General features: G+C 64.7%; 17 protein-coding genes. 10 read left to right on the top strand and 7 right to left on the bottom strand.

Going from position 1 to position 26,706, the window contains the following annotated elements; translation table 11 throughout:
- The first annotated feature begins 12 nt into the window (after nt 1–12).
- From ACIA8C_RS23350 to ACIA8C_RS23325, 6 genes are all read left to right on the top strand, one after another.
- A complete protein-coding gene (locus ACIA8C_RS23350) occupies nt 13–6,099 on the top strand; it encodes a hypothetical protein (protein ID WP_397137974.1) in 6,087 nt (2,028 codons plus the stop codon).
- Nucleotides 6,092–8,596, top strand: coding sequence for a hypothetical protein (locus ACIA8C_RS23345; RefSeq protein WP_397137972.1), 2,505 nt, complete (start codon nt 6,092–6,094; stop codon nt 8,594–8,596). Before ACIA8C_RS23350 ends, ACIA8C_RS23345 begins: the two co-directional genes overlap by 8 nt.
- Entirely contained in the window at nt 8,593–9,402 is an 810-nt protein-coding gene (locus ACIA8C_RS23340) for an ESX secretion-associated protein EspG (protein WP_397137970.1), read from the top strand. Before ACIA8C_RS23345 ends, ACIA8C_RS23340 begins: the two co-directional genes overlap by 4 nt.
- A gap of 28 nt (nt 9,403–9,430) precedes the next feature.
- Complete coding sequence (locus ACIA8C_RS23335) at nt 9,431–9,736, top strand: hypothetical protein (protein ID WP_397137968.1); 306 nt, start codon at nt 9,431–9,433, stop codon at nt 9,734–9,736.
- 123 nt (nt 9,737–9,859) lie between these two features.
- The gene (locus tag ACIA8C_RS23330; protein WP_397137966.1) at nt 9,860–10,780 is read left to right on the top strand and encodes a helix-turn-helix domain-containing protein; all 921 of its coding nucleotides are present in this window, start codon (nt 9,860–9,862) and stop codon (nt 10,778–10,780) included.
- Between the two features lie 227 nt (nt 10,781–11,007).
- Nucleotides 11,008–12,924, top strand: a complete 1,917-nt coding sequence (locus ACIA8C_RS23325; RefSeq protein WP_397137964.1) for a hypothetical protein — start codon at nt 11,008–11,010, stop codon at nt 12,922–12,924.
- 82 nt (nt 12,925–13,006) lie between these two features.
- On the opposite strand, the gene ACIA8C_RS23320 is transcribed toward ACIA8C_RS23325, so the two are convergent.
- From ACIA8C_RS23320 to ACIA8C_RS23310, 3 genes are all read right to left on the bottom strand, one after another.
- Entirely contained in the window at nt 13,007–14,017 is a 1,011-nt protein-coding gene (locus tag ACIA8C_RS23320) for a protein phosphatase 2C domain-containing protein (RefSeq protein ID WP_397137962.1), read from the bottom strand.
- On the bottom strand, nt 14,018–14,629 hold the full coding sequence (locus tag ACIA8C_RS23315) for a hypothetical protein (RefSeq protein ID WP_397137960.1): 612 nt from the start codon (nt 14,627–14,629) through the stop codon (nt 14,018–14,020). It abuts the gene before it with no gap.
- A 434-nt stretch (nt 14,630–15,063) separates the two neighbouring features.
- On the bottom strand, nt 15,064–16,290 hold the full coding sequence (locus tag ACIA8C_RS23310) for a Glu/Leu/Phe/Val dehydrogenase dimerization domain-containing protein (RefSeq protein ID WP_397137958.1): 1,227 nt from the start codon (nt 16,288–16,290) through the stop codon (nt 15,064–15,066).
- A gap of 683 nt (nt 16,291–16,973) precedes the next feature.
- On the opposite strand from ACIA8C_RS23310, the gene ACIA8C_RS23305 reads away from it, so the two are divergent.
- The 4 genes from ACIA8C_RS23305 to asnB all read left to right on the top strand — a co-directional run bounded on the left by ACIA8C_RS23305 (nt 16,974) and on the right by asnB (nt 22,502).
- Nucleotides 16,974–17,660, top strand: a complete 687-nt coding sequence (locus tag ACIA8C_RS23305; protein ID WP_397137956.1) for a response regulator transcription factor — start codon at nt 16,974–16,976, stop codon at nt 17,658–17,660.
- A 557-nt stretch (nt 17,661–18,217) separates the two neighbouring features.
- Nucleotides 18,218–18,718, top strand: a complete 501-nt coding sequence (locus tag ACIA8C_RS23300; RefSeq protein ID WP_397137954.1) for a winged helix-turn-helix domain-containing protein — start codon at nt 18,218–18,220, stop codon at nt 18,716–18,718.
- Between the two features lie 124 nt (nt 18,719–18,842).
- Entirely contained in the window at nt 18,843–20,621 is a 1,779-nt protein-coding gene (locus tag ACIA8C_RS23295; protein WP_397137952.1) for a non-ribosomal peptide synthetase, read from the top strand.
- Between the two features lie 45 nt (nt 20,622–20,666).
- Entirely contained in the window at nt 20,667–22,502 is a 1,836-nt protein-coding gene (gene asnB / locus ACIA8C_RS23290) for an asparagine synthase (glutamine-hydrolyzing) (RefSeq protein ID WP_397137950.1), read from the top strand.
- 232 nt (nt 22,503–22,734) lie between these two features.
- Here asnB and ACIA8C_RS23285 read toward each other — a convergent pair whose 3' ends face one another.
- The 4 genes from ACIA8C_RS23285 to ACIA8C_RS23270 form a co-directional block, all read right to left on the bottom strand.
- Entirely contained in the window at nt 22,735–24,300 is a 1,566-nt protein-coding gene (locus ACIA8C_RS23285; protein ID WP_397137948.1) for a flavin-containing monooxygenase, read from the bottom strand.
- Nucleotides 24,301–24,373: 73 nt separating this feature from the next.
- The gene (locus ACIA8C_RS23280) at nt 24,374–25,585 is read right to left on the bottom strand and encodes a cytochrome P450 (protein ID WP_397137946.1); all 1,212 of its coding nucleotides are present in this window, start codon (nt 25,583–25,585) and stop codon (nt 24,374–24,376) included.
- On the bottom strand, nt 25,582–26,130 hold the full coding sequence (locus ACIA8C_RS23275; protein WP_397137944.1) for a winged helix-turn-helix transcriptional regulator: 549 nt from the start codon (nt 26,128–26,130) through the stop codon (nt 25,582–25,584). Before ACIA8C_RS23275 ends, ACIA8C_RS23280 begins: the two co-directional genes overlap by 4 nt.
- Nucleotides 26,123–26,674 (bottom strand): flavin reductase family protein, encoded by a 552-nt coding sequence (locus tag ACIA8C_RS23270; protein WP_397137942.1) that lies wholly within the window; start codon nt 26,672–26,674, stop codon nt 26,123–26,125. The genes ACIA8C_RS23275 and ACIA8C_RS23270 overlap by 8 nt, the downstream gene beginning before the upstream one ends.
- Nucleotides 26,675–26,706 lie beyond the last annotated feature (32 nt).

Genomic DNA, 26,706 nt, shown 5'->3' with positions numbered 1-26,706 from the left:
GTTCGCGCCGGGATGAGTCTGTATCTGCCACCTGAGCTGAGCTGGCTGGGGTGGATCGCGGGTGGTGCGTGGCCGGAAGGCGACGAGGACAAGGCCTGGGCGGTCTCGGACGCCTACAAGAACGCCGCCGCGGCGCTGCGGACGGTGATTCCGGACATCGAGGACGCCAAACGCACCGCGGTCGCCGCCTATCCCGAGGGCACGGGCGGCGAAAATATCGCCGAGATGTTCGATCTGATGCTCGAGGGCGACCAGTCGATGGAGACGCTGGCGCACTACATGGAGCAGATCTCCGACGCCGCCTTCGATTTCGGCACGCAGATCGAGGCCGCAAAGCTGATGACGATCCTCTCGCTGGTCGCGTTGGCCATCGAAATCGCCTGGGCCTGGGTGTTTCCGCCGACCGCTGCGGCCGTTCAGGCGGCCGAGGAGGTGGCCACCCAGTCCATTGTGCGCATTCTGGCGAGGCAGCTGCAGCAACGCATTACGGCGAAGGTGGTTCAGATATTCGGCGAAAAATTCGCTGGCCTCGCCAAGAATTGGATACTGAAGATCATTGAGGCCGCGCTGATCTCCGGCGGCCTGGACGCCGCCGTGCAGCTCGGGCAGATGGCCAAGGGGCATCGCAAGCATTTCGACTGGAAAGAGTTCGGGGCCTCGGTGGGCTCCGCGGGCCTCGGCGCGCCGTTCGGCCGGATCGGAGCCAACTTCCTCAACAAGCAGACGACGAAGTTCCTGGGGGACAAACTCAAGAACCCGTGGGTCCGGGCAGGCAACGGCGCGATCGTCGGGATGGGTTCCGGCATCGTCGAATACGGCTTCGGCAGTGTTGGTGCGGCGATGATCACCGGTGACTGGGCCGGAACGTTCGGTAATGGCCCAGGCTGGGTCGGCGGCGCGGCGCGCGGTGGCATCACCGGCGGCGTCAAGGGTTACCGCGGCATCAACCGGCCCGACAACAAGAGCTTCGAGATCGACTTTCACGCGCCGAAGGACGGGTCGGCGAATATCCCGAAGAAGCCCGGATTCTCCTTCGACCCAGGCAAACTCGAAAACAACGGCTCCCGAAACGGGGGCGGCGGCGAGAACATCCCCATCCAGGACAGGCCGGGCGTATCGAACGGCGGGCGGGGCGAGAACGGGAGCACCCACCCCGCCGGGTGGACCGAGAACAACGGCTCGGGCGGGCGGCAGAATCCGTTCGCCGATGGATTCTCGCGCAACGAGCCGGGCGGCAACGAGAACTCGGGCAGCACCAGGCAACCGCCCTCGGTGACGCCGAGCAACTACAACGGCAACCGGTCGGGCGGTCCGTCCGATTCCGGCCGGAATAGCCAAACGCAACCGGCCAATGGGTCGAAAGCCGTTGGTCCGAAAGGTGATTCGCGCTCGCAGGGTCCCCGCTCGACGTTCGGCGGGAGCGACCGGACTGCGTCCCAGGCACCGCCGAATTCGACAGGGAGCAGCGGAAACTCGAACGCGGCGACGGGGTCGCGGACGGGGACGTCGAATCCGTTCGGAGACAGCCGCGCGTCGTCGGTGCACAGCGGATCGAGCGACCGGCCCGCCGGTATTTCCGGCCAGGGCCGCGACGGTCAGCCCAGCACGCAGCCGGCACCTGGTCGCGACGGTTCGGTGCAGTTCCAGCGCCAGCCGGGGTCGCCACCGCCCGGTGACGGTGTCCAGACGTCGTCGCACTCGAAGGCGCCTGAGACGAATCCCGCTACGGGACAATCGCGTTCACCTGCGCCGGTGTCCGAGGCGGGTTCGAACAAGTCGGTTACGCCGCCGCGTTCGTCGGCTGCGTCAGAGACAAGTTCGGTCGCGCCGTCTCGTTCGTCGGAGGCCGGTCCGGTTCCGCCGGGGCGTTCGGCTGGGCCGGAGGGTGGTCCGGAGGGTGGTCCGGTTACGCCGGGGCGTTCGGGCGGGCCCGAGACTGGTCCGGTTCCGCCGGGGCGGTCGGCTGGGCCGGAGGGTGGTCCGGTTACGCCGGGGCGGTCGGGCGGGCCGGAGGCAGGTCCGGTTCCGCCGGGGCGTTCCGCTGGGCCGGAGGCGGGTTCGGTCGCGCCGCCCCGTTCGTCGGCTGCGTCCGACGCGGGTACGGGTCAGCCCCCGCGTGCGGCCTCTGTGTCGGAGGTGAGTTCGAGCCAACCGTCTCGGCGACCCGTTGGCTTGAATCTCGATGGGCAGCAGCAGCATCCGCCCGTCTCGGACAACGCGAAGCAGACGCGGCACCCGGGGCCGAATCCCGGCCCCGGCGACGAGCCGCCGGTGCGGCGCGTTCCGGCGTCCGCGTCGGACGCGGGCAACCTCCCACCGTCGCGGCAGCGTCCGCCGGAGTCGAACGCTAGCGGGATCACGCCGCATCGGCCCGAGGGAGATCGGCCGTCGCCGAGGGGATCGGTTCCGCAGGAACAGCATTCGGTCCCGCGCGGGCACGACGACGCCGGATCGGATGGTCGCGGCGGTCGGATCCCCGAGGGCGAAGCGGACCATCCCAACTGGACGCGCACCAAGGACGGCGAGACGCTGATCACCTCGCCCGACGGCACCGAGCACTTCGTGGACAAGCACGGGAACATCTTCATCGGTCGCTCCAAAGATCCGGAGCTGATCATGATTCGGCCGGACCTCTCGTTCGAGTGGGTGCCCAACAACGGCAAGCACGTTGCGCCAGAACCTGATCCACAGACCCACACGCCGGGCAGGCCGGAGGACTTCAGCTTCCGCCGAGACGACGGTACCGAGCACACGTTGCTGGACGACGGGTCGGTCCAGACCAAGTCCTGGGACAACTCGATAACGATCGTCAAGCGAGACGGCGGAGCTGAGCTCCGCTCGCACTGGGACGAACGGACACACTTCGATCCGAACGGCACCGCCGTGCACACCGCGCCGGGCGATCCGGCGATCGTCACCAGGCCCGACAACACCGTGCACATCGTGCCGAACGACAAGATGGGGTGGCAGCGCGACGGGGACGGCAACCTCGTCATCACCTCCCCGGACGGCACCAAACACAAGATCGATGGGGACGGCAACATCACGGTGGGCCGCGACGGCGACCCGCAGCTCATGAAGATCGGTGCCGACAACGCGATCGTGTTCGTCGGCCCGGACAGCACCGGCCCGGCGGCCCGCTCCGGGGGCACCGCCGAAAAGGGCGTTGCCGAAAAAGGAATCGCGGCAAAAGTCTTCGGGGGAGGCATCGCGGAAAGAATCTTCGGGGGAAAGAGTACCGCGGAAAAGGGCACCGGGGTGCAGTCGCCGACGTTCACCCGGCCCGATCAGGTCTCGCACACGGTGCTCGACGGCGGCACAGTGCAGACGAAGTCCCCCGACGGCTGGACCACGACGGTAAAGCGCAACGGCGCAACGGAATTCGAGTCGCCCACCGGCGACAAGACCGTGTTCAAGGCGGACAACACCGTAGTCGAGTCCGGGCCGGGCAAGCCGACCGTGATCACCGGCCCCGGCGCGACCAAGCAGACCGTCGAGCACAACAACAACGTGACCGTCGAGCTCCCGGACAACACCAGGCATACGGCGTTCGAGGCCACGAACGTGCCGGGCAGCGGGCGGACCGAGCACCCCGACCACACGGTGATCCATTACGACGTGAAGGACACCTTGAAGATCGGGTGGCGGGATCGGCTCGGCGGCTTCGATCAGGAAGGCCCGCACAAGCCCGGCATCTACCACATGGACCGGCCCGACGGGATCGGCCTGGAGTCAACACCCAAGGGCATCAAGGTATTCGGCAGCGACGACAAGGTCTACGAGCGGGGTCCACGCGGGTCGGTGCACATCACCGAGCCGAACGGGCGTACCGAGACGCGGTCGATGAAGGAACCGATCGATCTGGGCAACGGCGCGACGCTGGAGCGGACCCCCAACGGCTTCCGGGTCAGGCATGCCGACGATACGGTCTCCGAGATCGGACCGAACGGCGCCTCGTTTACCGACACTGACGGTGTTGCCCGTGGAGTACGCAGGGACGGAACGGTTTTCGTCAACGATCCGAAGAACGACGTGCACGAGATCCGCGGCGACGGTGCGGTACGGGTTACCGCGGAGGACGGCACCTCGTGGGGCAGCAGGCCGGACGGCACCAGCTGGACCGTCGACGACAAGAACAAGGTGCACGTCACCGATCGCGACGGGAACGAGGCGGCACCGACCGAGCGGAAGAGCCCGACTGTCGACGGCGCCGACCTGACCGCCAAGCCGCGGCCGCGTCAGGTGCGGGAGGACGATCCGTTGCCCGGCGGATACCAGGCGCCGCGCGGGCCGACCACCGAGTACTTCATTCCGCCGGGAACGGACAAGGAGAACGTACCGCCGGAGCTCCACTATGTGGATCCGCCGGATGATGACGATTGGGATCCGCCGGATCGGGACTACTGGGGTCCGCCTGATCGGGACAACTGGGGTCCGGACCAGGACAACTGGGGCCCGCCGGATCAAGATCAGTGGGGTCCGCCGAATCCGTACGTGCAAGATCAGTCGGGTCCTGGCCCGGGTGGCGCAGGCTCGTCGAATGCTGTTCCGTACGACCGCAATCCGGGGCCGGGCAACTCCGGCAACGGAGGCGGCAACTCCGGCGGTCCCGGCACCTCCGGTGGTCCCCGTAACTCCGGTGGTCCCGGTAACGGTGGCGACTCGTACGGCGGTCGAAATACTGGCGGCGGCCCGGGCCCCAATGACGGTGGCGGTTCCGGTGACGGTCGCGACTCGTCGGGCAACGACCGGACACCGCCGCCCGAAGACCGGCGGCCACCGCCGCCACCACCGCCGCAACTCGATCCCGAGATGCTGTCGAAGATGCTCCAGAACCTGCACGGCGCTGGCGATATGCCGTCGCCGGACACGGACGGCGCATCCTCGAACGAGGAAGGCGCGGACCAGGGGACCAACGGCCAGGACGAGCCGTCGCCGGACTTCTTGAGCCTCGGTCCCGGTGGCGGTCTGTCCGGCGGCGCGAATGCAGCGGCCCCGCCTGACCTGTCCGCGCTGCGCGGGGCACTCGATCAACTCGGCCGTTCGGGACCCGGCGGTTCAGGAGCCGCGGGTTCGGGAACGGACGGGTCGGGATCCGGCGCGTCCGGCCAGGAGAATGCGACGAACCAGCCAGGGTCCGCGAATCGACCCGGCGCCGGATCCCACTCGGGCACACAGGATTCGGTTCCGCCGCAGCGGCCGGGTACACCGAACCAGCAGGGTGGCAGCGAGTCGGATCGTCCTGGTTCGCAGCGCGACGCGGACGGGCAACAGCGCGATCCGAAAAACACCGACGGCGGGAACAATGCGGACGCGCCCCGGCAGGGAGCGCAACCGGGCGACCGCTCAGGCACATCAGGCTCCGAGAATCAGTCGGGCACACCGGGTTCCGGCGATCGTTCGGGAGCGCAAGGGCCGGGAGAACAGCTCGGAGTCGGCAACAACGCGGATGCCCCTGGTGCCGAGAAGAACTCGGATGGCACGGACCCGTCGGGTCGGACCGATACCGGCGACCGCTCGGGAACACCGGGTTCTGGCGATCGTTCGGGAACGCAAGGGTCCGATGGGCATTCAGGCACACCGGGATCCGGCGATCATTCGGGAACACTGGGGTCCGATGGGAAGTCGGGAACGCCGGGTTCTGGAGATCATTCGGGAACGCACGGACCCGATGGACAGGCGAAAATCCCGGAACAACACGGGAACTCGGCGTCGGGTCAGGACGGAACGCAATCGTCCGTGCCGGGCCGGCCGCCCATGTCTGCGATGCAGGATGGGCACCCGTCGTCCGGGCTGTCCTCGCCCGCCGGTGCGCCGCCGACGCCCGGTGCCCCGGCGGCAGCAGCTCCGCCGCCCGGAGGTCCCCCCGGATCGCCGAAGAGCAAGGAGCGCAAGCCGCGCAAGAAGAACGACAAGCAGCGAAAGCCGCCGAAACCGTTCCTGTTGCCCTCGCCGTTCGATGCGCCCGAGCAGCGCGCCGGTCCCGACGAATCCACCGATGATGCGCCGTTCACGCTCGACGCTTCGAGCTCAGTAACCGAACCGGTCATCGACAGGCGAACTACCACGCAGACCACGAGGAGCACCACAGATGGCTGACAGCATTCGGAACGACTGGCATGACCTGCGCGGGAGCGCGGACAATCACACGTTGAAGTTCAAAGGTGTGAACTTCGATGAGGCGGTCATCACCAAACTTGTGAACAAGTGTCTCGAGATGATCGGCAAACTGCAGGGATACGGGAAGTTCATCGATGATAACCACATGAATCAGCTGATAATGTGGTCGACCAGAGAGCAGGGCGGGAAAGGTCTCACCGAATATTTCAATCGAAAGGCCAATGAGGTAATCGCGGACCTCGACACCTTGAGGTGGACCATGGAGGATATGGGCGATACCTTCAAGAGTGCGATGGGAAACTACCTGCGGGCCGAAAACAAGAACACCGCATCATTCGACAAGATCGGTGACCTGCAGACTGTCAAGCCGGAAGTCTATAAAACACCGCCGACTACCACCTTCGCCCCCAAGGACGGCAAGGCGGACCCGCCGAAACCCACCACCGCCGACAATGCTAAGAATAATATAGTGCCGGAGTCGAGCGACGGCTGGAGCTACAATAAATTCAAAGCTTTCAACGATGAACTTGTCGGTCGTGATCAGGCAGCATATGACACGGGTGAACTATACATTTGGCTGGCAGGCCAGCTTTCGACGGACTTCTCGAATCTGAACGAAGCGCTGAAAGGTATCACCGCCGCAATGTGGGAGGGTGACGGCGCGGACCGGGCCATGAAGGCAGTGCAACGCTTCACCGACAACACGGTCCCTTTTACGAGTAGCTTGACCGACATGGGCAACAATCTCAAATATTGCGCGGAATGGTTGTATGATACGCACGCCGCATTGCCCAAAGAAGAGTGGCAACAGAATTGGACAGATGCTGGTTGGCAAGTTGCTCCCGTAGTGAATGAGCTCCGTACAGCCTATCAGAATTATTGGGTGGCCGGAATCAACGGTGCTGTAGCTGCGATGCCGGCAATACCCATCGCGGGCAAGTTCAGTCCGCCGCCGGAGAAGCCCGGCGACCACACCGGCAACGGGAATAACAACGGCAACGGCAACGGGAATAACAACAACAATAATAGTAGTAACAACAATATCGATAAGAACAGTCCTAACTACAAGGCCGGCTTCGAAGACGGTAACCAGAAGGGGATCAAAGACGCCGCCGAGAAAAACAACAACGGTGGTGGTGGTGGCAACCAGGGCGGCCCGGGCCAGGGCAGCGGTCGAGGCCAGGGAAGTGGTAGCGGCCCTGGCGGTCAAGGTAGTGGACCGGGCAACCAGGGAAGTGGTAGCGGACCCGGTGGTCAAGGTAGTGGCCCCGGTGGTCAGGGCAGCGGCCCGGGGAACGGCAGCGGCCAGCCCAAGATCGACAAGAACAGCCCCGAATACCAAAGCGGCTACCAGGACGGCTACAAGAAGGGCACCGAGACCGCCGGCGGTGACGGAAAGAGCGGTGGCGGTGATGGCAAGGGTGGCGGCGGCGACGGCAAGAGCGGCGGCAGCAGTGGCGGCCCCGGCAACCAGGGCGACACCTCCGGCTCTAATCCGTACGGCAACAACCAGTCGAATCCGAACGGCGACAACAAATCTCCCGACCGGCCGGTCAAAACCCTGCCGACCAACCCGCCGGGCGGGCCGACCCCGAAAACTCCGAAGGAACTGCTCGACCAACTGCTACAGGGCAAGAATCCGTTCAAGGATTTGAGCCCGGAGACGATGCAGAAGATCGGGAAGGAGCTGCTCGGCGGTTTGAGCCCGGAGTTGTTGAAGAAGATGACACCGGAGGGTTTGCAGAAGCTGGGTTCGGATCTGCTGCAGAACATGACTCCCGAGCAGCTGAAGAAGTTCGGGTCGGACATTCTCGGTGGTCTCACCCCGGAGGGACTGAAGACGTTGAGCCCGGAAACGTTGAAGAACCTGGACGCGGAAACGATACGGAACCTGAGTCCGGACACGCTTCGCGATATCGCGAAGGTTCTGCCGCAGGTCCCGGGCGGTACGGATCTGCTCAAGACGCTGACCGACGGTTTGAACGGCTTCACGAAGACGATCAGCGATGTCGTCAAATCCGGCACCGACATACTCGCGGGTCTGGCGACCAACGGCATGCTCGGCATTCCTGGCATCGGCGAACTGCATCCCATGAACGTGGACAGTGCGCTGCCGAACAATTTGGTGACGGCGCTGCAGAATGGGGCGGGACTGCCAACTCATGTCGGTGGTCCGGGCCCGGGGCCTGGCCCGGGCGGTAACCTGCATCCGCCGCTGACAACGCACAACGCCCCGCTGGAGCCGTCGAGATTGTTCCCGCGGGCGGCGATCACGCCCGCCATCGAGGGACAGCAGATGCATTCTGCGTCGTCGAATGCCGGGTCTTCCGGTGTGCCCATGGGCCCTGGCCCCGGGCCCGGCGGGCATAACGCGAGCACGGAGTACAAGCGGGGCAAATTCCTCGATTCGGAGGCCAACCTGGATGACTTCCTCGGGCCCGACGTCGAGCGGTCGAAGCCGGTGGTCGAGCCGTGACCCAGCGCTGGGAATTCACCGCGCTCGAGTTCATCGTCCTGTGCGAGCATTATCTCGCGGGTCCGCCGCCGCTGCCGTTCCTCTTCGTCAGCGACGAGGTGGTCCTGGTCGACGAGCTGGAACGGCGCAAACAAGCGGCATGGACAGACCTGCGGCGCCGGCTCGACGGCTCGTTCGACAGCGTGATCGAGGTGCTGCGTACGCCCGAACTGTATGTGCTGGCGAGCACCTGGGACGAGAAGGACAGTCTCAACACCGAAAAGCACCTGAACCTGCACGCCGCGCGGTCGGGTGCGCTGGGGTACCTCTTCGAGCAGCTACCCGGAAAACTCACCTACGACTCGCCGATGGTCACGGTGACCGAGTGTCATCCGACCGAACTGGTCGTCGCGGTGGTGCGGGCGCTGCCGAAGGTGGAAGCCGGTCGGCTGCGCGACATTCCGATCGTGACCGACTCGCCCGATCAGGACGAGTCGAGCCAGGGTTTCAGCTTCGTCCGCGACGACATCGAGGATCGGCCGACCTATCGCACCAAGCAGTTCCTCAAGCGAACCGCCGATTGTGCCGGCATGATCGCCGTCGTGCAGGGCCGCTCGCGGTTCGGCCCGCGGGGGATCCACGAGACGACATTGATGTGGCGCGACGTCGCCGACGACGGGCGATATGTCTGGTCGCGGGAGGAGGCGCCGATCGCCGTCGGCACCAGCCGTAAACAACTGGCCGCCCGGCTCCAGCGCGATATCGACCATCTGATGGAACGCCTCGAAACCCATTGGGAATGGGGACGTCCCGAGGACCGATACTGAATTCGGATCGACAAGACAGGAGAGTGACATGCCCGCAGATGGCAGGATCCGCGTGGACACCGCGCGGTTGCGGCAGGCCGCGGCCAAGATGGAGGGGGTCGGCCGCAGGACCGGCGACATCATCAGTGCGCTGAAGAACAACCTGAACGCGCAGGGCGAACCGTGGGGCACCGACGACTACGGTGACAAGTTCACCAAGGGTGACAACGGCTATACGAAGTCGTCGAAGAACCTGCTGACCGGTGGCGACAACCTGACCGATTCGGCGGGCAAGTTCGACAAGGGCATGCGCGATGCCGCGACCAAGATGGACAACATGGACGGCGCCTCCTGATGGTGAACAATTCGCACTTATCCCGCTAGTTCCTTGACGGGGAAGCTGTCCCGATCCGTAATACCTATCGTGACAGCAGCCAGTCGCGGTCGGCCCATGACCACGGGCGCGGCGGAGTTCGCCATGGACTCCACGCTCCCTGGCGCCGCGGCACGGGGATTCGACGCGCATCGGCGTGGCTGGGAGGCGAAGTTCGGTCCAGGGCTGCCCACCTTCGACGCGGACACGACCGATGACTTCCGGGTCAAGGCGCATGCGGTCCTGATGGACAACGTGTTCATGGTCGACATCGATGGCGCCTCGGGCATCTCGACCGCGCACCCGTTGGCTGAGACGGACAAGGAAATCCAGCTGTACGTGGTGTCGCGCGGCGCCTACACGCTGCCCGATTCGTCCGGTCGCAGTGCGCACACCGTGTCGGCCGGGCAGTTCCTGCTCCAGCATTTCCAGCGGCCGCCGCAGTTGGACATGGCACCCGGCACCACGGCGAAGGTCGTCGTCACCACACCATCGCCCGCCCTTGCACCGCTACTCCGGAACCGGATGATCGCCGGACCCGCGGACTCGGCCGAGCTGCGGCTGCTGCTGGCCCACGCGGAAATGGTCCGCGCGACGATCGCAGACCTCGGCCCGGCCGGCATGAAAGCCGCAGGCAACGCCTTACTCGAACTGCTCAAGGGCGTGGCGCTCGGCCACATCGATGACGTGGAACCCCGACTCACTCCCGCCCTCACCCAGGCGGCAAAGAACCTCGCGGACCGCAGACTCGCCGATCCCGAACTCTCCCCGACGGCGCTGGCCCGCGAACTGAATGTCTCCATCCGCACCCTGCAACGAGCATTCGCCGCGGAGGGTGCATCGATTGCCGCCTACATCCAGCACCGGCGCCTGGAGGAGGCCCGACTCGCCCTCACCGCCCCCAACCACCTCAGCGTCTCCGAACTAGCCGCCTACTGGCAATTCGCGGACCGAAGCCACTTCATCCGAGCCTTCAAACGTGCCTACGGCCAGACCCCCACCCAATACGCCCGCGCCACAACCTGATCCAGTTCCTCTACTGCTGGGTTTTCCATCACCCGTTGCTGTCGGTCGATCGCACGACTGCCGGAGCCCGATCGGAAGCGGGAGAATCGACGCAACGCTTCGTAGCGACTATTCGGAGCCGGCGAAAGGCATTGCCGTGCGGTTTCTTTATGAAAAACTGGGGGCCACAATATTCATCCTGGTCGGCACAGCACGAGAACGTTGATTGCGCGATGGTGCAACAACGATTGAAACGCTCGGACCTGGGCGCTGTGCAGCAGTTGGCCGCAGGTGGCCAGGGGGTTGTCTACACCGCGCCGAACGCGCATATGGCGTACGCGGCGGCACTGGTCTACAAGGAGTACAAGCCGCAAGTGTTGCCTGCGGTGAATGTCGCGGCGCTGGAAGCGATGCCGGTATTCCTGGAATCGTTGCCGTTCGCCGAGGGCATCGATCTGCTCGCACGCGCGGCGTGGCCGTGCCGGCTGGTCGAGGAGGACACCTCGCCCGCGGTCATCGGATTCGTCATGCCGACCATTCCGAGCGAGTATTTCATCACCATGTCCGTCGCTTCGGGGACGAAGTCGACCACCGCGGAATTCCAGCACCTGCTCAATGACGACAATTTCTTGGCCCGGCGCAATATCGCACTGACGGACCGGCATCGGTACGAGTTGCTGATACAGGTCGCCAAGTCGCTGGTGATTCTGCACGGCCATCAGATCGCGATCGGTGACCTGTCACCGAAGAACCTGTTGTTCTCGCTACAGCCGGAGCGGATGGTCTACGTTATCGATTGCGACGCAATGCGATTGGGCTCCAGCACGGTCACCGACCAGGTCGAGACCCCCGATTGGGAGGTGCGTGCCGCCAACTCTGGTGAGGAACTGGCCACCCCGCAGTCCGACGCGTACAAGCTCGGCCTGCTCGTGTTGCGGCTGCTCGCCGGTAATCAGAGCACCCGGGATGCCGACCGGCTGCCCTCGTACGTGCCGACCGCGATCCGCCGCCTCACCAAGGCGGCGCTGTCACCCACTCCAGCATCGCGGCCCACCCCGGCCGAGTGGATATCGGCACTTACCGACGCTGTCAGCCTGGCGTCGACGCAACCACCACAGACCACGACACCTATCACGGTCGTCACGGGGCCGGTGCCGCCCGCTCACCTGCCGTGGCGGCCGCCGATTCGACCGGCCCCGATGCCCCCGTCCGGTCAGGCGCCGCGAAGGCCATCGCGGCGGTGGCGGCTGGCGGCGGTGGGCGTCGTTGCCGTACTGGCCGCCGCCGGGTTCCTGTTGTTCGATCGCGGTGGCAGCGGTGGCAGCGGCGGCGAAAACCCGAATCCCGGGTTCGCCGTAGCCCTACCGAACACCAAATGCACTGTCCCCCCGAAGTTCTCGGTCGCGCGAACCGCATCCGCAGGCGAGTCCCTTGATGTCACCCTCAATATCGTCGCGGGCTGCCCCGATGGTGACGTGCTGTCGTCGAGCCAGACTCAGGTGACGATTTCGATGGGCTCGGACACCATCGCTTCGGCTGCCTTCGACCTGGCGGCCGCACCCGTGCCGATGCCGTCGTCGTCCCGATCCACGCAGCGGGTCTTCCGGTTCCCCGCCGGGCAGTTCTGGCGGTCGGCGGACACCCTCCCCACCAGCGCGAATTGGACGGTCGCTGTGGACCAATCAGGTAGCCAGGGCATTATGAACGTGGCGAGTTCGTCGTCCGGTGGGGTCGTGACGGCGGCCGCCGCGGCAGCACCACCGGACGCCGAATATGTCGAGGCGAGGAGTCTGGCAGGACTGCAGTCGACCGCTGAGACAGACCGATCCGTTGTCCTGCAGAATCTCGCGGATCGCTGGGTACCGCAGCTCAGTTCGAAACGCTTCGGCCTCGTCGCCGAAGGAGTCACCTGGCACCATGCCGAGATCCTGCGCGAGCATCTCTTGCTGCGACAGCAGTACCCGAACGTACGCTTGCTGTGGTCCGGCGCCTGGTCGACCTTCAACTCGCCCGACTTCTGGATCACCATTGCCGGCGTCGCCTACCCGACACCCGACGGCGCGATCCAATGGTGCGCCGAACACGGCTTCGACCGAGACCACTGCTACGCGAAGCTGATAAGTGCGACCCACCCGATCGAGGGCAGCACCCGATACCAGCCGTAACTACCGGATCTCCTGGTAGGGCGACGGGCACATATCGATTCGTATACGGGCCGCCAGGATCTCGCGGCCCGTGTACCCGAACCTATTGCAGCCCGCCATGTTTCGTTGGCCACACGGCGACCAGCGTGCGATCGTCGTCGAAGGTTTCCCGCGAGAAGTCCAGGGTGTGGGCGAATTCGATCAGTGCGGGCACTCGGCCATGGAGCAAGGATCTGAACAGGGATCCGACGTCGCCGTCTCCACCGCCCAGTGGATCGCCGAAGCCGTCGGTCCCGACCAGCAGTACTTGGTCCGGTTGGATCAGCACATTGACGACTTCGATCTCCGGGGGGACTCGCGGTAATCCGCTGACCGCCGACGACGACAGTCCGGACTCGGCGGGTTGCTTGCCGCCGAGGACCTGGGTGAAATGGCCGTCCGACAGGATCCAGGCTCCGGAGTCGCCGACACCCGCCACGTATGCCGACAACCCACCTTCCGGGTGCGGTTCGCAGACAACGCAGGTGAGGGTCGTCGCCAGTGCCTGTTCGGCCTGCTCGGCACTCGCCTCCGGCAGCGAAAGCACGGATGCGGCGAGTTCAGTCAACTTCCATGCGGTGTTTTGGAACAGCGAATGCCAGTCGACGCCGGCGATGTCGCTGGGTGAGGTCTCCTCGAGCCATTGAGCCGAATAGCGCACAGCCGTTGTCGCGCCGATATGCGACTGCGCGGCAGCGGACACACCGTCAGCGACCGAAACGATCAGACGATCGTGATCCATGGGCAGTGCGACGGCGAAATCGTCCTGGCGCGGTGCCCCGTTGTATCGGTGCAGGTGCCCACGCACCGACGCCGCCCTGATCGCGAACGGGCCGCGAGACCACCCATCGATCAGCGTGTCCGGCCGATACGGCGTCCGGCGATACTCCTCGCCCACGGCGTTGGGCTCGAAGGTGGCCGTTGGCTCGCCGACCACGATCGGGTCGCTCGACGGCCAACCCGCCTTGACCGGATCGGGGACCTCGGCCGCGTCGTCGGGTTCTTCGCTCGTGACCTCGAGCTCGGCCGGTGCGTCGACGGTCGGTTGCTTTTCTTTCTTCTTGGTAAACCGCATCTACACGGTATCCACTGCGAGGGATACGAAACCGTCGGGCTTCGCGACCTGTAGCGATGCCTGTCCGGTCGCCAGCGCTTGCCCCGAGTTGATCACCGATTGGGTCAGTGCGGTGATGAACTTCGAGATCGCCACCCCGGTATCGGTACCTGCCGCGGTGATGAACGCATATTGCGGACTGGTGGCGACCATTCTGATGACATCCACATTGGCCTGACCGATCCCGAACGCGAGAATATTGGGGCGCGCCGGGAAACTCGTGAGGCGAGCGTGCGCGGCTTCCCAACCGTCGCCGCCGTTCGGTGCGCCGTCGGTCAGGAAGAACACGGCGGGCCGGTTCACCAGATAGCCGTCGGACTTGAGTTTGGCGATGTCCTGCGGGATTCGAGTGGTGAGCGCGTCGAATGCGGCGGCGAACGATGTCGAGCCACGCGCGGTCAATTCCGGCATGGCATCTATCTGCCGCAAATCGGCCGGTTCCAGATAGCAGATCGCGGTATCCGAGAACCCCATCACGCAGAAACGGACTTTGGCCGCGGCCATCGACTCACTCTGTAGTGCGTCCAGCAGACTCGTCAAGCCGATGTTCAGATCGGCGACGTCATTACTCATCGAATACGACTCGTCCGCTACAAAGTACACTGGCAGAATCGTCGCCCGGGGTTCACTCATGTGGCCACGCTTCCTCTCTTCTGAATCCGCCCAGCAGGTAACAGCAGCTCAGCGACGTCCCCAACGGTAGTCCGCACCAACGGATTTCACTGTCGTTCGTTCAATCGACACGGCATGTTCAGCGGTCCAGGGGAGGGGATAATCGCGGTATCGTCCGCTGTCGTCAGGTCGGCTGCTAAGAATTGACAGGGGCCCGACGGTAATACAAGGCTGTGGTGCGGCCCGGATCGAAAGTGGCGGTGCTCAATGAGACGCCCGCGTGCCGAGACCAATGGCTGAGTTACGGCTACTACGGTTTCAGTGCGGGACAACTTTCTTGACCCGCCGCGCCGCCACCCTCGCCGCGGCTGAGCGTGGTGAGGTGGTCAGCTGCGCTAGACGAGTTGGTCGAGGGCGATTTCGAAGGCCGTGCTCGCCACGTTCGTGGTGAGGTCCGAGCGGGCGTGGCAGCGGTCGAGGGCGGTGGCGATGGTGGTCGAGATGTCGCCGAAGATGGCCTCGTCCGACACCTCGACATCGCCTTGCATCAGCAACGCGAAAGCGCGGGCCATGCCGCAGTTGGCGATGAAGTCGGGGACGACCGCGACGCTCTTGTCCGCGTGCTCGTAGATCGGGCCGTAGAAGATCTCGGAGTCCGCGAAGGGCACGTTGGCGCCGCTGGCGATCACTTCCAATCCGTTCGACGTCAGCCGATCGATCTGGTCATGGGTGACCAGCCGGGACGCCGCGCACGGCAGGAACACCTCGGCGCCGAGATTCCAGATGCGGTCGTTGATCTCGTCGAACGGCAGTGCGCCGTCGGCGTGCAGCGCGTTACCTTGCTTGGCCAAGAACAACTCTCGGGTTTCTTCCAGGGTGTACCCGGCGGGATTGACAACCCCGCCGTCGCGATCGATGATGCCGACGATCCGGGCCCCGGCCTGCGCCGCGTAGTAGGCGGCGGCCGCGCCGACATTGCCCCAGCCCTGGACGATCACTCGTTTCCCGGCGAGTTCGCCACCGTAGATCCGATAGAAATGACGGACCGACTCGGCGACGCCCCAACCGGTAATCAGGTCCGCGACAGTGTATTTCCCGTTCGGATTCGGGGTGAAGCGCCGATCCTCGATCACCTTGGCCACCCCGAGCCGGAGTTGGCCGACCCGCTGGACGAGTTCCCGATCGTCAGTTCCGTAGTGCCCGTTGACAACTCCTTGCTGCGGGTGCCACAGCCCGTAACGTTCGGTGATCGGCACCACCTCGGCCATCTCGTCGACATTGAGATCGCCGCCGGTGCCGTAATAGGCCCGCAGCAGCGGAGCGACCGCCCGATACCATCGGCTGAGCACCTCGCCTTTGCGGGGATCGCGCGGGTCGAAATCGATCCCCGATTTCGCGCCGCCGATCGCGGGCCCGGAGACGGTGAACTTGATTTCCATGGTCTTCGCCAGCGATTCGACCTCATTGCGATCGAGTCCGCGGCGCATCCGCGTCCCGCCGCCCGCCGCTCCGCCGCGCAACGAGTTGATCACCACCCAGCCCTTGGCGGTGGTCTCGGAATCCTGCCACTCGAACACGATCTCGGGTGCCTTATCCTCGAACTGGGCAAGCAGGTTCTTCATGCGCGTGTTCCTCACCGGCCGGGAAGTGCAATGTGTCAGCCACTGTGTATTCCCGACGATTTCCGCGCAACCTGACTAGTGGTTCCAGCGCAACATGCGCAGAATGCCTCCCGTAACCGGACTGTGATGAGACAAGATGCCTAGTTGTCCGACAGCGCGATCATGCCAGAGGCGAGCCAGGTCCGCGCGGAGTGATTCGTCCGCCTTCGGCGGCCCGGAGCCCCCGGCAGTAGGGGCTCGCACAATCATCTGGCGCGCCGTAGCTTGAAAAATGGTTGCGGGTCTTGCACACCGACTCTCTTGGAGCGGGGCCCTCGGGAGTGCCACTCGGCGACGGCCTCTCTGGGCGCACGTTCAGTTGTGTGCTGCCCGATTTGCTCTGGGAGGTAGCAGGACATGGTACGAGTACATCGTTTCCCGCCCGATTGCACTGCGGCAAGGCGTATCTGGAGCGCGCGACAGTCGCCTCCGATGGTCGGGCAGCTTCAGTAACGGGTAAAGGCCTTCTCGGGTGGTGGGAGAGAAGGCCTTTGCACGCTGAACAGTCTCACGCTATTTCTCAAAAAGGCCGGTAGTTCCGGCCTTTCGGCGTGGGGGGGAGTATGCGCACGCATCGCCACATTCGTGTCGATGGACGTTGCCATGCCGTGATAGGGATCCACAAAGAGTTAAGGAGGGCGGTCGTGGTAACTCAGGCCGTTGAGATAATGCCGAGTGCATGGCTCCGTCATGAATCGTCGGTTAGTAAGTCTACCGAAGTAGTCGAGGTCATGGTAGCCGAAGAGTTCGAGTTGTCCAGAGTAGCGCTGGTGGCCCTGCTCAGGCGAAGCGAAAGAATCGATGTGATCGGCGCGGCGGGCGATAGCGATGACGCAGTGAAACTCGCCTCGCGACTTCGGCCATCGGTCGTAGTTGTCGGATCGGAGAGCGGTCAGACGAGCGCCGTCGGAGTTGCGGAGAAGCTGGCCGAAATTCCTGGATGCCGGACCATTTTGCTCGGTATGCGGTTCGACCGTGCCGTCGTTCGCCGGGCCTTCGCGGGGCCGATCGCCGGTCTGGTGCAGAAGGATGTGCCCACCCGCCAGCTTTTCGACGCGATTTACCAGGTTTATCGAGGTCAGCGGGTGTTCGATCCGGATATGACGGTCGCGGCGATGCAGAATGGCGACTGCCCGCTGAGCCCGCGCGAGATCACGGTGCTGGAGTGCGCGGCGCTCGGTGATACCGTCGCCGAAATTGCCGCGTGCTGCAATCTATCGGAGGGAACTGTCCGGAACTACCTTTCCTCCACCGTCGCGAAGCTCGGCGCGCGCAACCGGATCGATGCGGTCCGGGTCGCGCTCGAGGCGTCCTGGATATGTGCTCAATGACCTCGTCGTAGCGGTCCCTGGATCGCAAGTACTACCGATCGCTTGCTTGGTTCGAATCGTCCGTAGCCGCAGGCGTGTCGAAATATGGCGCGTCCTGCGGTGGTTATTTTCGAATAGTCGCAATGTGCATTCTTCACGGCGGTGATAGGTAATGTTCACGACCTATCGTCGGGTGATTTTTTGTATTGCCAGATGTTCGAAACGGCTGTTAGAGTTGAGGACGCCAGCATCGCCGGCGGTACTCACCAGCTGTTTCTTGCTCCTGAATTTACCGTCAGCGCATTGAATTGTATCGGTCCTGCAGCGGGGAGGATTATTCGGAAGTCGCTCGAGTCGGACCTGTCGTGAATCCGAAATCTGCCGGATATTCGCGCCTTTCACGATAGTTCCGGATTTCATGTAGCGCTTCGGCCCGGCTCGCACCGGGTGACGATGAGATGCCTGCGGCTGCTTTGTGATTCGTGCTGAGCCGATGGCATGCCGATAGCTGTGCGGAAGACGGCGTTGCGACGCCTGCTGCTCGGTCTCGACGGGCAGAATTGCTTTAAGGAGTACTTGTGCAGGTCAATGTCAAAGAGTCGGTCAAATTCGTACGCTGGCCCGCGGAAAGGGATATCCGCGAGCAGTGTAAAGCAGGCCAGCATCTCTGCCTCCTGATAGTCGAGCACGGCGCCCAACCGCCGGAGCAGTTGAGCCTCAACGAGGACTGGGTACGTCCGCCTATAGGTTCGGAAGATCTCTATGCCCGCGTTCGTCAGCTGGCCGCCCGCGCCGTGCTCAATTCGAAGCCGTTACTCGACCCGGCCGGCATTCTCTATTACAAGGACGCATCCGTCACGCTCTCCATGACGCAATGCGAAATGGTTGCGCCGCTGATCTCGCGCTACGGCAATCTCGTCTATCGCAGTGAACTGCGGCAGATACTCGAACATTCGGGTGCCAGCTCGTCCAGCAATGCGCTCGACCTGCATGTAATGCGATTGCGCCGCCGCCTGCAATTAATTGATCTCGCGGTGCGGAATATCTGGGGTCGCGGTTTCGTCGTCGAGCCCGCCTAGCCCCTGATCGGCGGCGACCGGTCACGGCCTGACAGACTCGGGAAAGAATCTCCTACGTTGCCACGCCTGCGGCGTATTCTCTTGTATCAAACGTAATGAAGTATGCGCCGGAGGCTGAGCGAAGTTGAATACAGTTTCGGATTTCTTCGAATCCACGGTTGCCGAGTCGCCCCATACTCCGGCGGTCATTTTCGGGGAGACCGTCGTCGACTATTCGGAGTTGAACGCCCGCGCGAACCGGCTCGCTCGACGCCTGATCGCGGCCGGCGTCGGGCCGGACGCACTGGTCGCGGTCGCGGTGCCGCGATCGATCCGGCTGATCGTCGCGGTGCTCGCGGTGCTGAAGGCGGGCGGCGCGTACCTGCCGCTCGACCCGAGCTATCCGGCAGAGCGGCTCGCGCACATGATCGGGGACGCGCGCCCGGTCCTGTTGCTGCGGACCGAGGACGTCACCGCGCTGCGGCTCGAGGTGCCGGAGATGGTGCTCGACGCACCGCCGTTCGAGGCGATGTGCGAGCGGGAACGCGGCGAAAACGTCACTGCGAGCGAGCGTCTGGCGCTACTGACGCCGGCTCATCTGATGTACGTCATCTACACCTCCGGCTCGACCGGCGTCCCCAAGGGGGTCGCGGTCAGCCATGCCGGCGTCGCGGATCTGGTCGCAACCCAAGCGCGGGTGTTCGATGTCGAACGCGGCGACCGGGTGCTGCAATGGGCGTCGTTCAGTTTCGACGCCTGGTTCTGGGACTTCACGCTGGCGTTGCTGCGCGGCGCGACACTGGTGATGGCCGACGCGGACGCGTTGCTGCCCGGCGATTCGCTACGCGAAACCTTGCTGAAGTACGACGTCAAACACGCGGTCCTGCCGCCGGTCGCGCTGGGCGGCACCGACAGCGCGGGGCTGCTTCTCGGCGGCACCATCACCTCCACCGGCGATGTGTGCACCGGGTCGCTGGCCGAGGCGTGGTCCAAGGGCAGGCGTCTGTTCAACGGTTACGGCCCGACCGAGGTGACCGTCGGTGCGGCGGTCGGCGGCCCGATCGACGGCGTCCAGGCGGAGGTGACCATCGGGTCGCCGTGGGACGGCGGCGTGGTGTACGTGCTCGACGAACTGGTTGGCGACTGCGGCGACGGCGACGAGGGCGAGTTGTACTTGGCCGGAACCGGATTGGCGCGCGGTTACCTGAACCGGCCCGGCCTGACCGCGGCTCGGTTCGTCGCCGATCCGTACGGCGCCCCGGGCAGCAGAATGTATCGATCGGGCGACCGCGGCAGACACGAAGCCGACGGCGAATTCTATTTCACCGGCCGGATCGATCATCAGGTGAAGGTCCGCGGCTTCCGTATCGAACTCGGCGAGGTAGAAGCGCGACTGGCCGGCCACCCGGCGGTGGAGATCGTCGTCGCGGTCGTCAGCGGTGCCGATGTCGCCACCGCGAGTGTCGCCGCCTACGTCAAAACCTCGGCACGGCACGCTGTTACCGAGGCGCAGTTGCGCGAACACGCGCGCCGGACGCTGCCCGAACACATGGTTCCGTCCACGTTCGTGCTGCTGGAGCAGTTTCCCACGCTCTTGAACGGGAAGATCGACCGCAAGGCCCTCGCTGAGCGGGCCGTGCGTCCGGCGGCCGAGCCGGCACCGTTCGCCGCTTCCGTCGCGAACGAGCCGAAGTCCTACGAACAGCTGCTGTGCGAGCTGGTGATGGAGACGCTGCAGATCAGCGGCGTGACGCCACAGGACAACTTCTTCGATCTGGGCGGCCACTCGGTGCTCGCCGCGAAACTGGCCAGCCGGATGCGCAAGGAGCTCGGTGTGCACGTGTCGATGCGAGCGATGTTCGCGGCGGCGAGCTTGGCGGAGTTGGCGCGGCTCATGGAGCAGGCAGAGCCCGTCCGGGCTTGATTCTCGAAATCAATTCACACACTATCGATCTGGAGGGCCGCGAGAATGTGCGGTATTGCAGGGTGGGTTTCGTTCGACTCCGATCTGACTCGTCGGTCGGAGGTGATCGACGCGATGACCGAGACCATGGCCTGCCGTGGACCGGACGGGCGGGGCACCTTCGTGCGGACGCATGCCGGGCTCGGGCATCGGCGGCTGGCGGTGATCGATCTGCCGGGCGGTGCGCAACCGATGACCGTGGCAACGCCGAATGGCGATGTCGCGCTGGTGTATTCGGGCGAGGCGTACAACTTTCTGCAGTTGCGCAACCGGCTTGCGGCGCTGGGGCACAGCTTCACCACCGACAGTGATACCGAGGTGGTGTTGCGGGCGTACCTGCAGTGGGGCGACGGACTGGTCGATGAGCTCAACGGGATGTACGCGTTCGCGATCTGGGACCAGCGTGACGAAAAGCTGGTGATGGTGCGAGACCGTATGGGGGTCAAGCCTTTCTACTATTATCCGACGCCGGACGGCGTGCTGTTCGGGTCGGAGCCGAAGGCGATCCTGGCGAATCCGCTGGCGCGCAAGACCGTCGAACTCGACGGTCTGCGCGAGGTGTTCGCGTACACGAAGCCGCCGGGCTGGGCGCTGTGGAAGGGGATGGCGGAGGTGCTCCCCGGCACGGTGATGACAGTGGACCGCAAGGGCATTCGGAAGCGCACCTATTGGAAGCTGACCCCGGCCGAGCATCATGACAGCCTCACCGACACCGTGGACCGGGTACGCCACCTGTTGACCGACACCGTGCGGCGGCAGTTGATTTCGGATGTGCCGCAGGGCGTCCTGCTCTCGGGCGGGTTGGACTCCAGCGCCATCACCGGCCTGGCGGCGCAGGAACTGGCGCGCAGGGGGGAGCGGGTGCGCACGTTCTCGGTCGACTTCATCGACCAGGAGAAGAACTTCGTGCCCGACGAGATGCATGACACCCCGGACTCGCCGTACGTGCGGGACGTGGCCACGCTGGTGCAGTCGATGCATCAGGACGTCGTGCTCGATCCTGCTGAGCTGTCCGATGTTTCGGTGCGCCACGCGGTGATCGGCGCCCGCGATATCCCGGTCACCTTCGGCGACCTGGACAGCTCGCTGTATCTATTGTTCCGGGCGATCCGTGAGCATTCGACGGTCGCGCTGTCGGGAGAGTCGGCCGACGAGGTGTTCGGCGGCTACAGCTGGTTCCATGACGACAGCGTGCACGCGAAGACGTTCCCGTGGCTGCCCGCCTTCCGGCAGTACCTCGGCAGCGCGGACTCGATCCTGCGCCCCGAGTTGCGGGAGCGAGTGGGTTTGGACGACTACATCGCCGACCAATACGCCACCGCCATCGCGGAGGTCGAGCACCTGGACGGCGAATCCGAGGTCGAGTACCGGATGCGCACGATCTGTCACCTGAGCCTGACGCGGTTCGTGCGGCAGCTGCTGGACCGTAAGGATCGGATGTCGATGGCGGTCGGGTTGGAGGTGCGGGTGCCGTTCTGCGACCATCGGCTCGTCGAGTACATGTACAACGTTCCATGGTCGATGAAGTCCTTCGACGGCAGAGAGAAGAGCCTGCTGCGGGCCGCCGCCAAACATGTGCTGCCCGGGTCGGTGGTGGAGCGGGTGAAGAGCGCGTTCCCGTCCACGCAGGACGCGGCCTACATCGGGAACCTGCAACAGCAGATGAAAGAACGCCTGGCCGAACCTGATTCGCCGATCTTCACGCTGGCCGATCGGGAGCGGGTAGAGAATGCGGTCGCGCTGGACCCGGCACGGATGCCCTTTCCCACCCGTGCGGGCCTGGAGCGCACGATCGCACTGGCTGTCTGGCTCGAACTGAACTCCCCAGAATTGCTGCTGTGAGCTAGTGCCTGGCCGCAGAAACAGCCGCACACCATCTGATGTCCCGCACAGCAGCTCGCCGCACTGACACGCGTGCGGATGTCAGAAGGTGTGCGGCTGCGGTGGGGTAGCGCAGCATCGTATCCGGCGGCGGCTTGGCCGACGTCGCGAAGCGGTCCTCGGGTGGAGATTCCCAGTCTGGCAATGGGAATCGTCGACCAAGGGCCGCTTCGTCGTGGTGCGGCAGGTCGGCTCAGTAGGCTGGGTCCCGCTTCATCAAGCCCACCGCGGTCAGTACCCGTGCGCCGCCGATGAACGCCGAAGCCAGCAGCATCTGAACCGCACTGAATCCGGTCGGCAAACTGAGGATCGTGGTCCGTGCGGTCTCGGGATCGCTGTGCGGACCGTACAGCCGAAAAACTGGCGGCACCTGGGAACCCCACCAGAGGTGAAATGCCAGCCGGGGATTCAGGAAGACCTCCGGACGCCACGGCGAGCAGCCGAGCACCTTCGCGAAGTCGATCATGTAGCGGGGGTAGTGCACCAGCGTCCGCAGCTCGGGATTGCCGAAGAAGACCTCGTTCTCGTATGCGGCCTGCCGCTCGATGTGGCCGAGGAGGCGGACGCGGTCGGGCAGCTGGAGTTTGCCACTGCACAGCAGGGCGAAGTAGCGGCTCTGCATTTCGGAGCAGGCAGGCACGCCGCCGGTGCCGGGCCGGGCCCATCCGATGAAAACTATGCCGGCGCCGAGATCGGGATGGATCATATGCTTGTACATTCTCCGCACGTCGTCGATGCGCACGTCCCGCACCAGACTGAAATCCTCGACGTATCCGGTGTTCAAGACGATGGTGTCGATATTCTCCCGGTGACCGTCCTTGAAGAGCACGTAATCCTTGCCGAGGCGGTCGATGCCGGAGGCGTTGACGGCCAGCTTGCCGTCGACGACCCGATGGATGAATGCTTCGTTCTTGGTATAGAAGTGATTGAAGAAGTGCTTGTTCTTCGAATTCCAATCGGCCACTGCCCTGGTGATGGCCGTCTTGCCGTACCTTTTACCCAGTTGGGCCCCCACTCGCTGCACCGCGGTGGCGGCCGGTAGCGGTACCGAATTCAACACGTAGGAGGTGTAGGTGTCATTCGTGAAGGTTCGGGAGCCTGGATATCTGGCGACGACAGGCTGATAGCGTCGCACGGACAGCGTGCAGCTCGCCGCCACCTGGGCGACCTCGTTCACGACATCCGCGGCCGTTTCGCCGATGCCGACGCAGAGGATTCGTTTTCCGCGAAATCGCTCGGCATTGCGGTAATAGGCCGAGTGCACGATCTCGCCGGTGAAGTCCTCCTGACCAGGGAGGTCGACGTAGTTCGGGATCCGGTGGGTGCCGGTGGAGACGACTACCGCATCGAACTGGTGCGCAGTGCGTCCCGCCGGGTCGTCGACCGGCGCGACCTCGACCGTATAGCCGCCGCTGTCATTCTTCGACACGCTCACGACATCCGTTCGGTAACGGATGGTCGAATCGACGCCGAATTTCTTGGCGAAATCCATCAGATATTGCCGATATTCGGCTGCGGACCAATATCGACGTTCGTCGTGCTGCGGCGGAAAGCTGGAGAAAGTCATCATGTAATTGGAGATGGTCAGCATCGTCGAGTCGTAGGCGCCCATTTCGTCGGGGCCGATTCCCGAACGGAATACTCCACCGAGTTCGGTGCTACGGTCGAAGCAGGTCACCGTGTGTTTTTCATCCAATAGCTCTTTCACCGCGACCAAGCCGGAGGGGCCGGCACCGATTACACAGACGTTCTTTCTCATTACTCAATGTTTTCAGGTGCGCCCGGCGACTGCGCGGACTCTTGCCGGTTTCTTTCCATCGGGTGCCCGCTTATCAGTGGCTCGCGAAGTGCACCGGAAGGCTGTCGCAGCCGTAGATGAAATTCGAGTAGAGGGGGCGGGGTGCCCCGCGCAGTTCCATCCGCGCGACGCCGGCCACCAGGGCACCAAGCAGCACCCGCAGTTCCGCCCGGCCGAGAAAGGCGCCCAGGCAGAAGTGCGGGCCGTGGCCGAGTGAGAGGTGCTTGTTGGGGGAGCGCGACAGCAGAAAACGGCGTGGTTGCGGAAAGGCCGATTCGTCATTGTTGGCGGAGACGTTCCACAGCGTGACGATGTCGCCCTTGCGCACCGCGGTGCCGCCGATATCCAGGTCCTGCACCGCGGTGCGCGCGACGTGCAGCGGCGGCGTCGTCCAGCGCAGCACCTCCTCCACCGCCGAGTCGACGGCGACGTCGCCGGACCGCAGCGCGTGCCACTGGTCGGGGTTCTCGATCAACGCCAGTACCGCCCCGATCGCCGATACTCGGGATGTTTCGTCGCCGCCGAGAATGAGGCTGTAGCAGTTGACCGCGATCTCCGCCACGGTGAGCGGCCGGTCGTCGACGACCGCGGTGGCGAGCATGCTGATCACGTCGCTGCCCGGGTCGTCCCGCCGGTCCTGGGTCAATTCCATGAGGTAGAGCAGTATTTCGTTGCGGGCACCGAGGGCGTCGAGCTCGGTGCTGTCGGCCCGATCCGACGACAACGCCATCTTGTTCCAGCGCAGCAGATCCGCGCGGTCCGCGGCCGGAATGGACAGCAGATCGCAGATCGTGTTCATCGGAATGTGGTCGGCGACCTCGGCGGCGAAGTCGAAGCTGTCCAGCCCGGCGACCGTCGACAACAGCTCGGTGGTGCGTTGCCTGACCTTCTCGACCACCTCGCCGAGCACCCTGGGCGTGAACGCGCGGTGCAGGACGGTGCGCAGCCTGCGGTGGTGTGGACCATCGGTGACCGCGAGCATGCTGCCGCCCGCCGAGTCGTCGCCGCGCAGTACGACATCGAGGACGTTGCCCCGGGCCGAGCTCAGCGCGGGGTTGCTGTACGACGACTGAACGTCGGAATAGCGGGACACCACCCAGAATCCGGGTTTCCGGTCGGTGGGATCGTGCCAGTAGACCGGATGTTCCGCCCGCGCTCGACGCCAGAATTCATGGATGTCGTTGCTGAGGAAGGTCGCCGGGTCGGTGAGGTCCAGCGAACGAACGTCTACCGTGAGCTGACTCATTGTTCCTCCGCCGAGTTGCGTTCCGCCGCACCGGGATTCGGTGGATACCGGGCGCTGATCAATGCACTTGCCTTGGGACCGCGCACGAAGAAGTAGCCGGTGCCCTCGACTGGTCGGCCGGTCCAGCGGTCCACGAGCACCGGGTCCGCCTCCGCGCCCGTCGCGGCGTCGACCAGGATGAGACTGCGATCCTGCGGCGCCAGTAGATGATTCCCCCACGCCGCCATGGCCAGGATGACCGGGCGCAGCGAACGACCGAGATCGGTGAGCCGATAGTTCCGGTCCCTCGGATTCGCGGAGTCGTGCTCGGTTTCGAGCAGCCCCTTCGCCAGCAGAGCGGCCATTCGATCCAGGAGAATGTCGGCGGGCGTCTCCAGATTCCGGCTGATCGACTCGAATTCGGTGTATCCGTCGAACATCTCGTGCAGGATCTCCAGGGTCCACCAGGGACCAATCGTCTGGGCCGTGCGCGCGAGCGGGCAATCGGGGATACGCGGTGTCGGCCCGGCCGCCGCTCGCCCGGCGCCGATCAATTCGCTACTCACCGTCGCCTCCGGACCCCGGGTTGACCGCCAGTGACCAGTACCGCCGCATTCCGTACAGCAGCGGACTCGACGATCGAACCGCCGGTGACACCACCCCGAACACCTCCCCGAAAACCACCATGTGGTCGCCGACGGACAGTGTGTCGCGCACCCGGCAGTCCGCGATCGTATGGGCGTCTTCGGTCAGGTGCGGCACCCCGGACTCCGGTTCCCGGACCCAGGCGACCCGTTCGAATCGGTCCGCCACGGACGAGGCGAACAGACTCGCCGCTGGTTCGGCCCGGTCGTGTAAGAGGTTGACAGCGAACGCGGACACCCGAAGCAGCGCCGCCAGCGTCGGGCTTTCCGCGCGCAGGCACACGAGCAAGGTCGGTGGTTCCAGTGCCACGCTGCATATGGACGAACAGGTCATCCCCCATGGCCTGCCATCCGGGTCCGTGGTGGTCACGACGGCGACCCCGGCCGGATGCGTTGTCATCAGGGACCTGAACTGCGCCACGTCGACTGGTGTTCGCAGCAGTGTGTCCGGTACGGGATCCCGCATGGTGAGCTACCTCCTCCTGGCCGCGGCGGCGA

The sequence above is a fragment of the Nocardia sp. NPDC051321 genome (assembly GCF_044455225.1).
Taxonomy (GTDB): domain Bacteria; phylum Actinomycetota; class Actinomycetes; order Mycobacteriales; family Mycobacteriaceae; genus Nocardia.
Note: the sequence above shows the minus strand (reverse complement) of the source record. Positions and strands in the feature narration are given on the sequence as shown.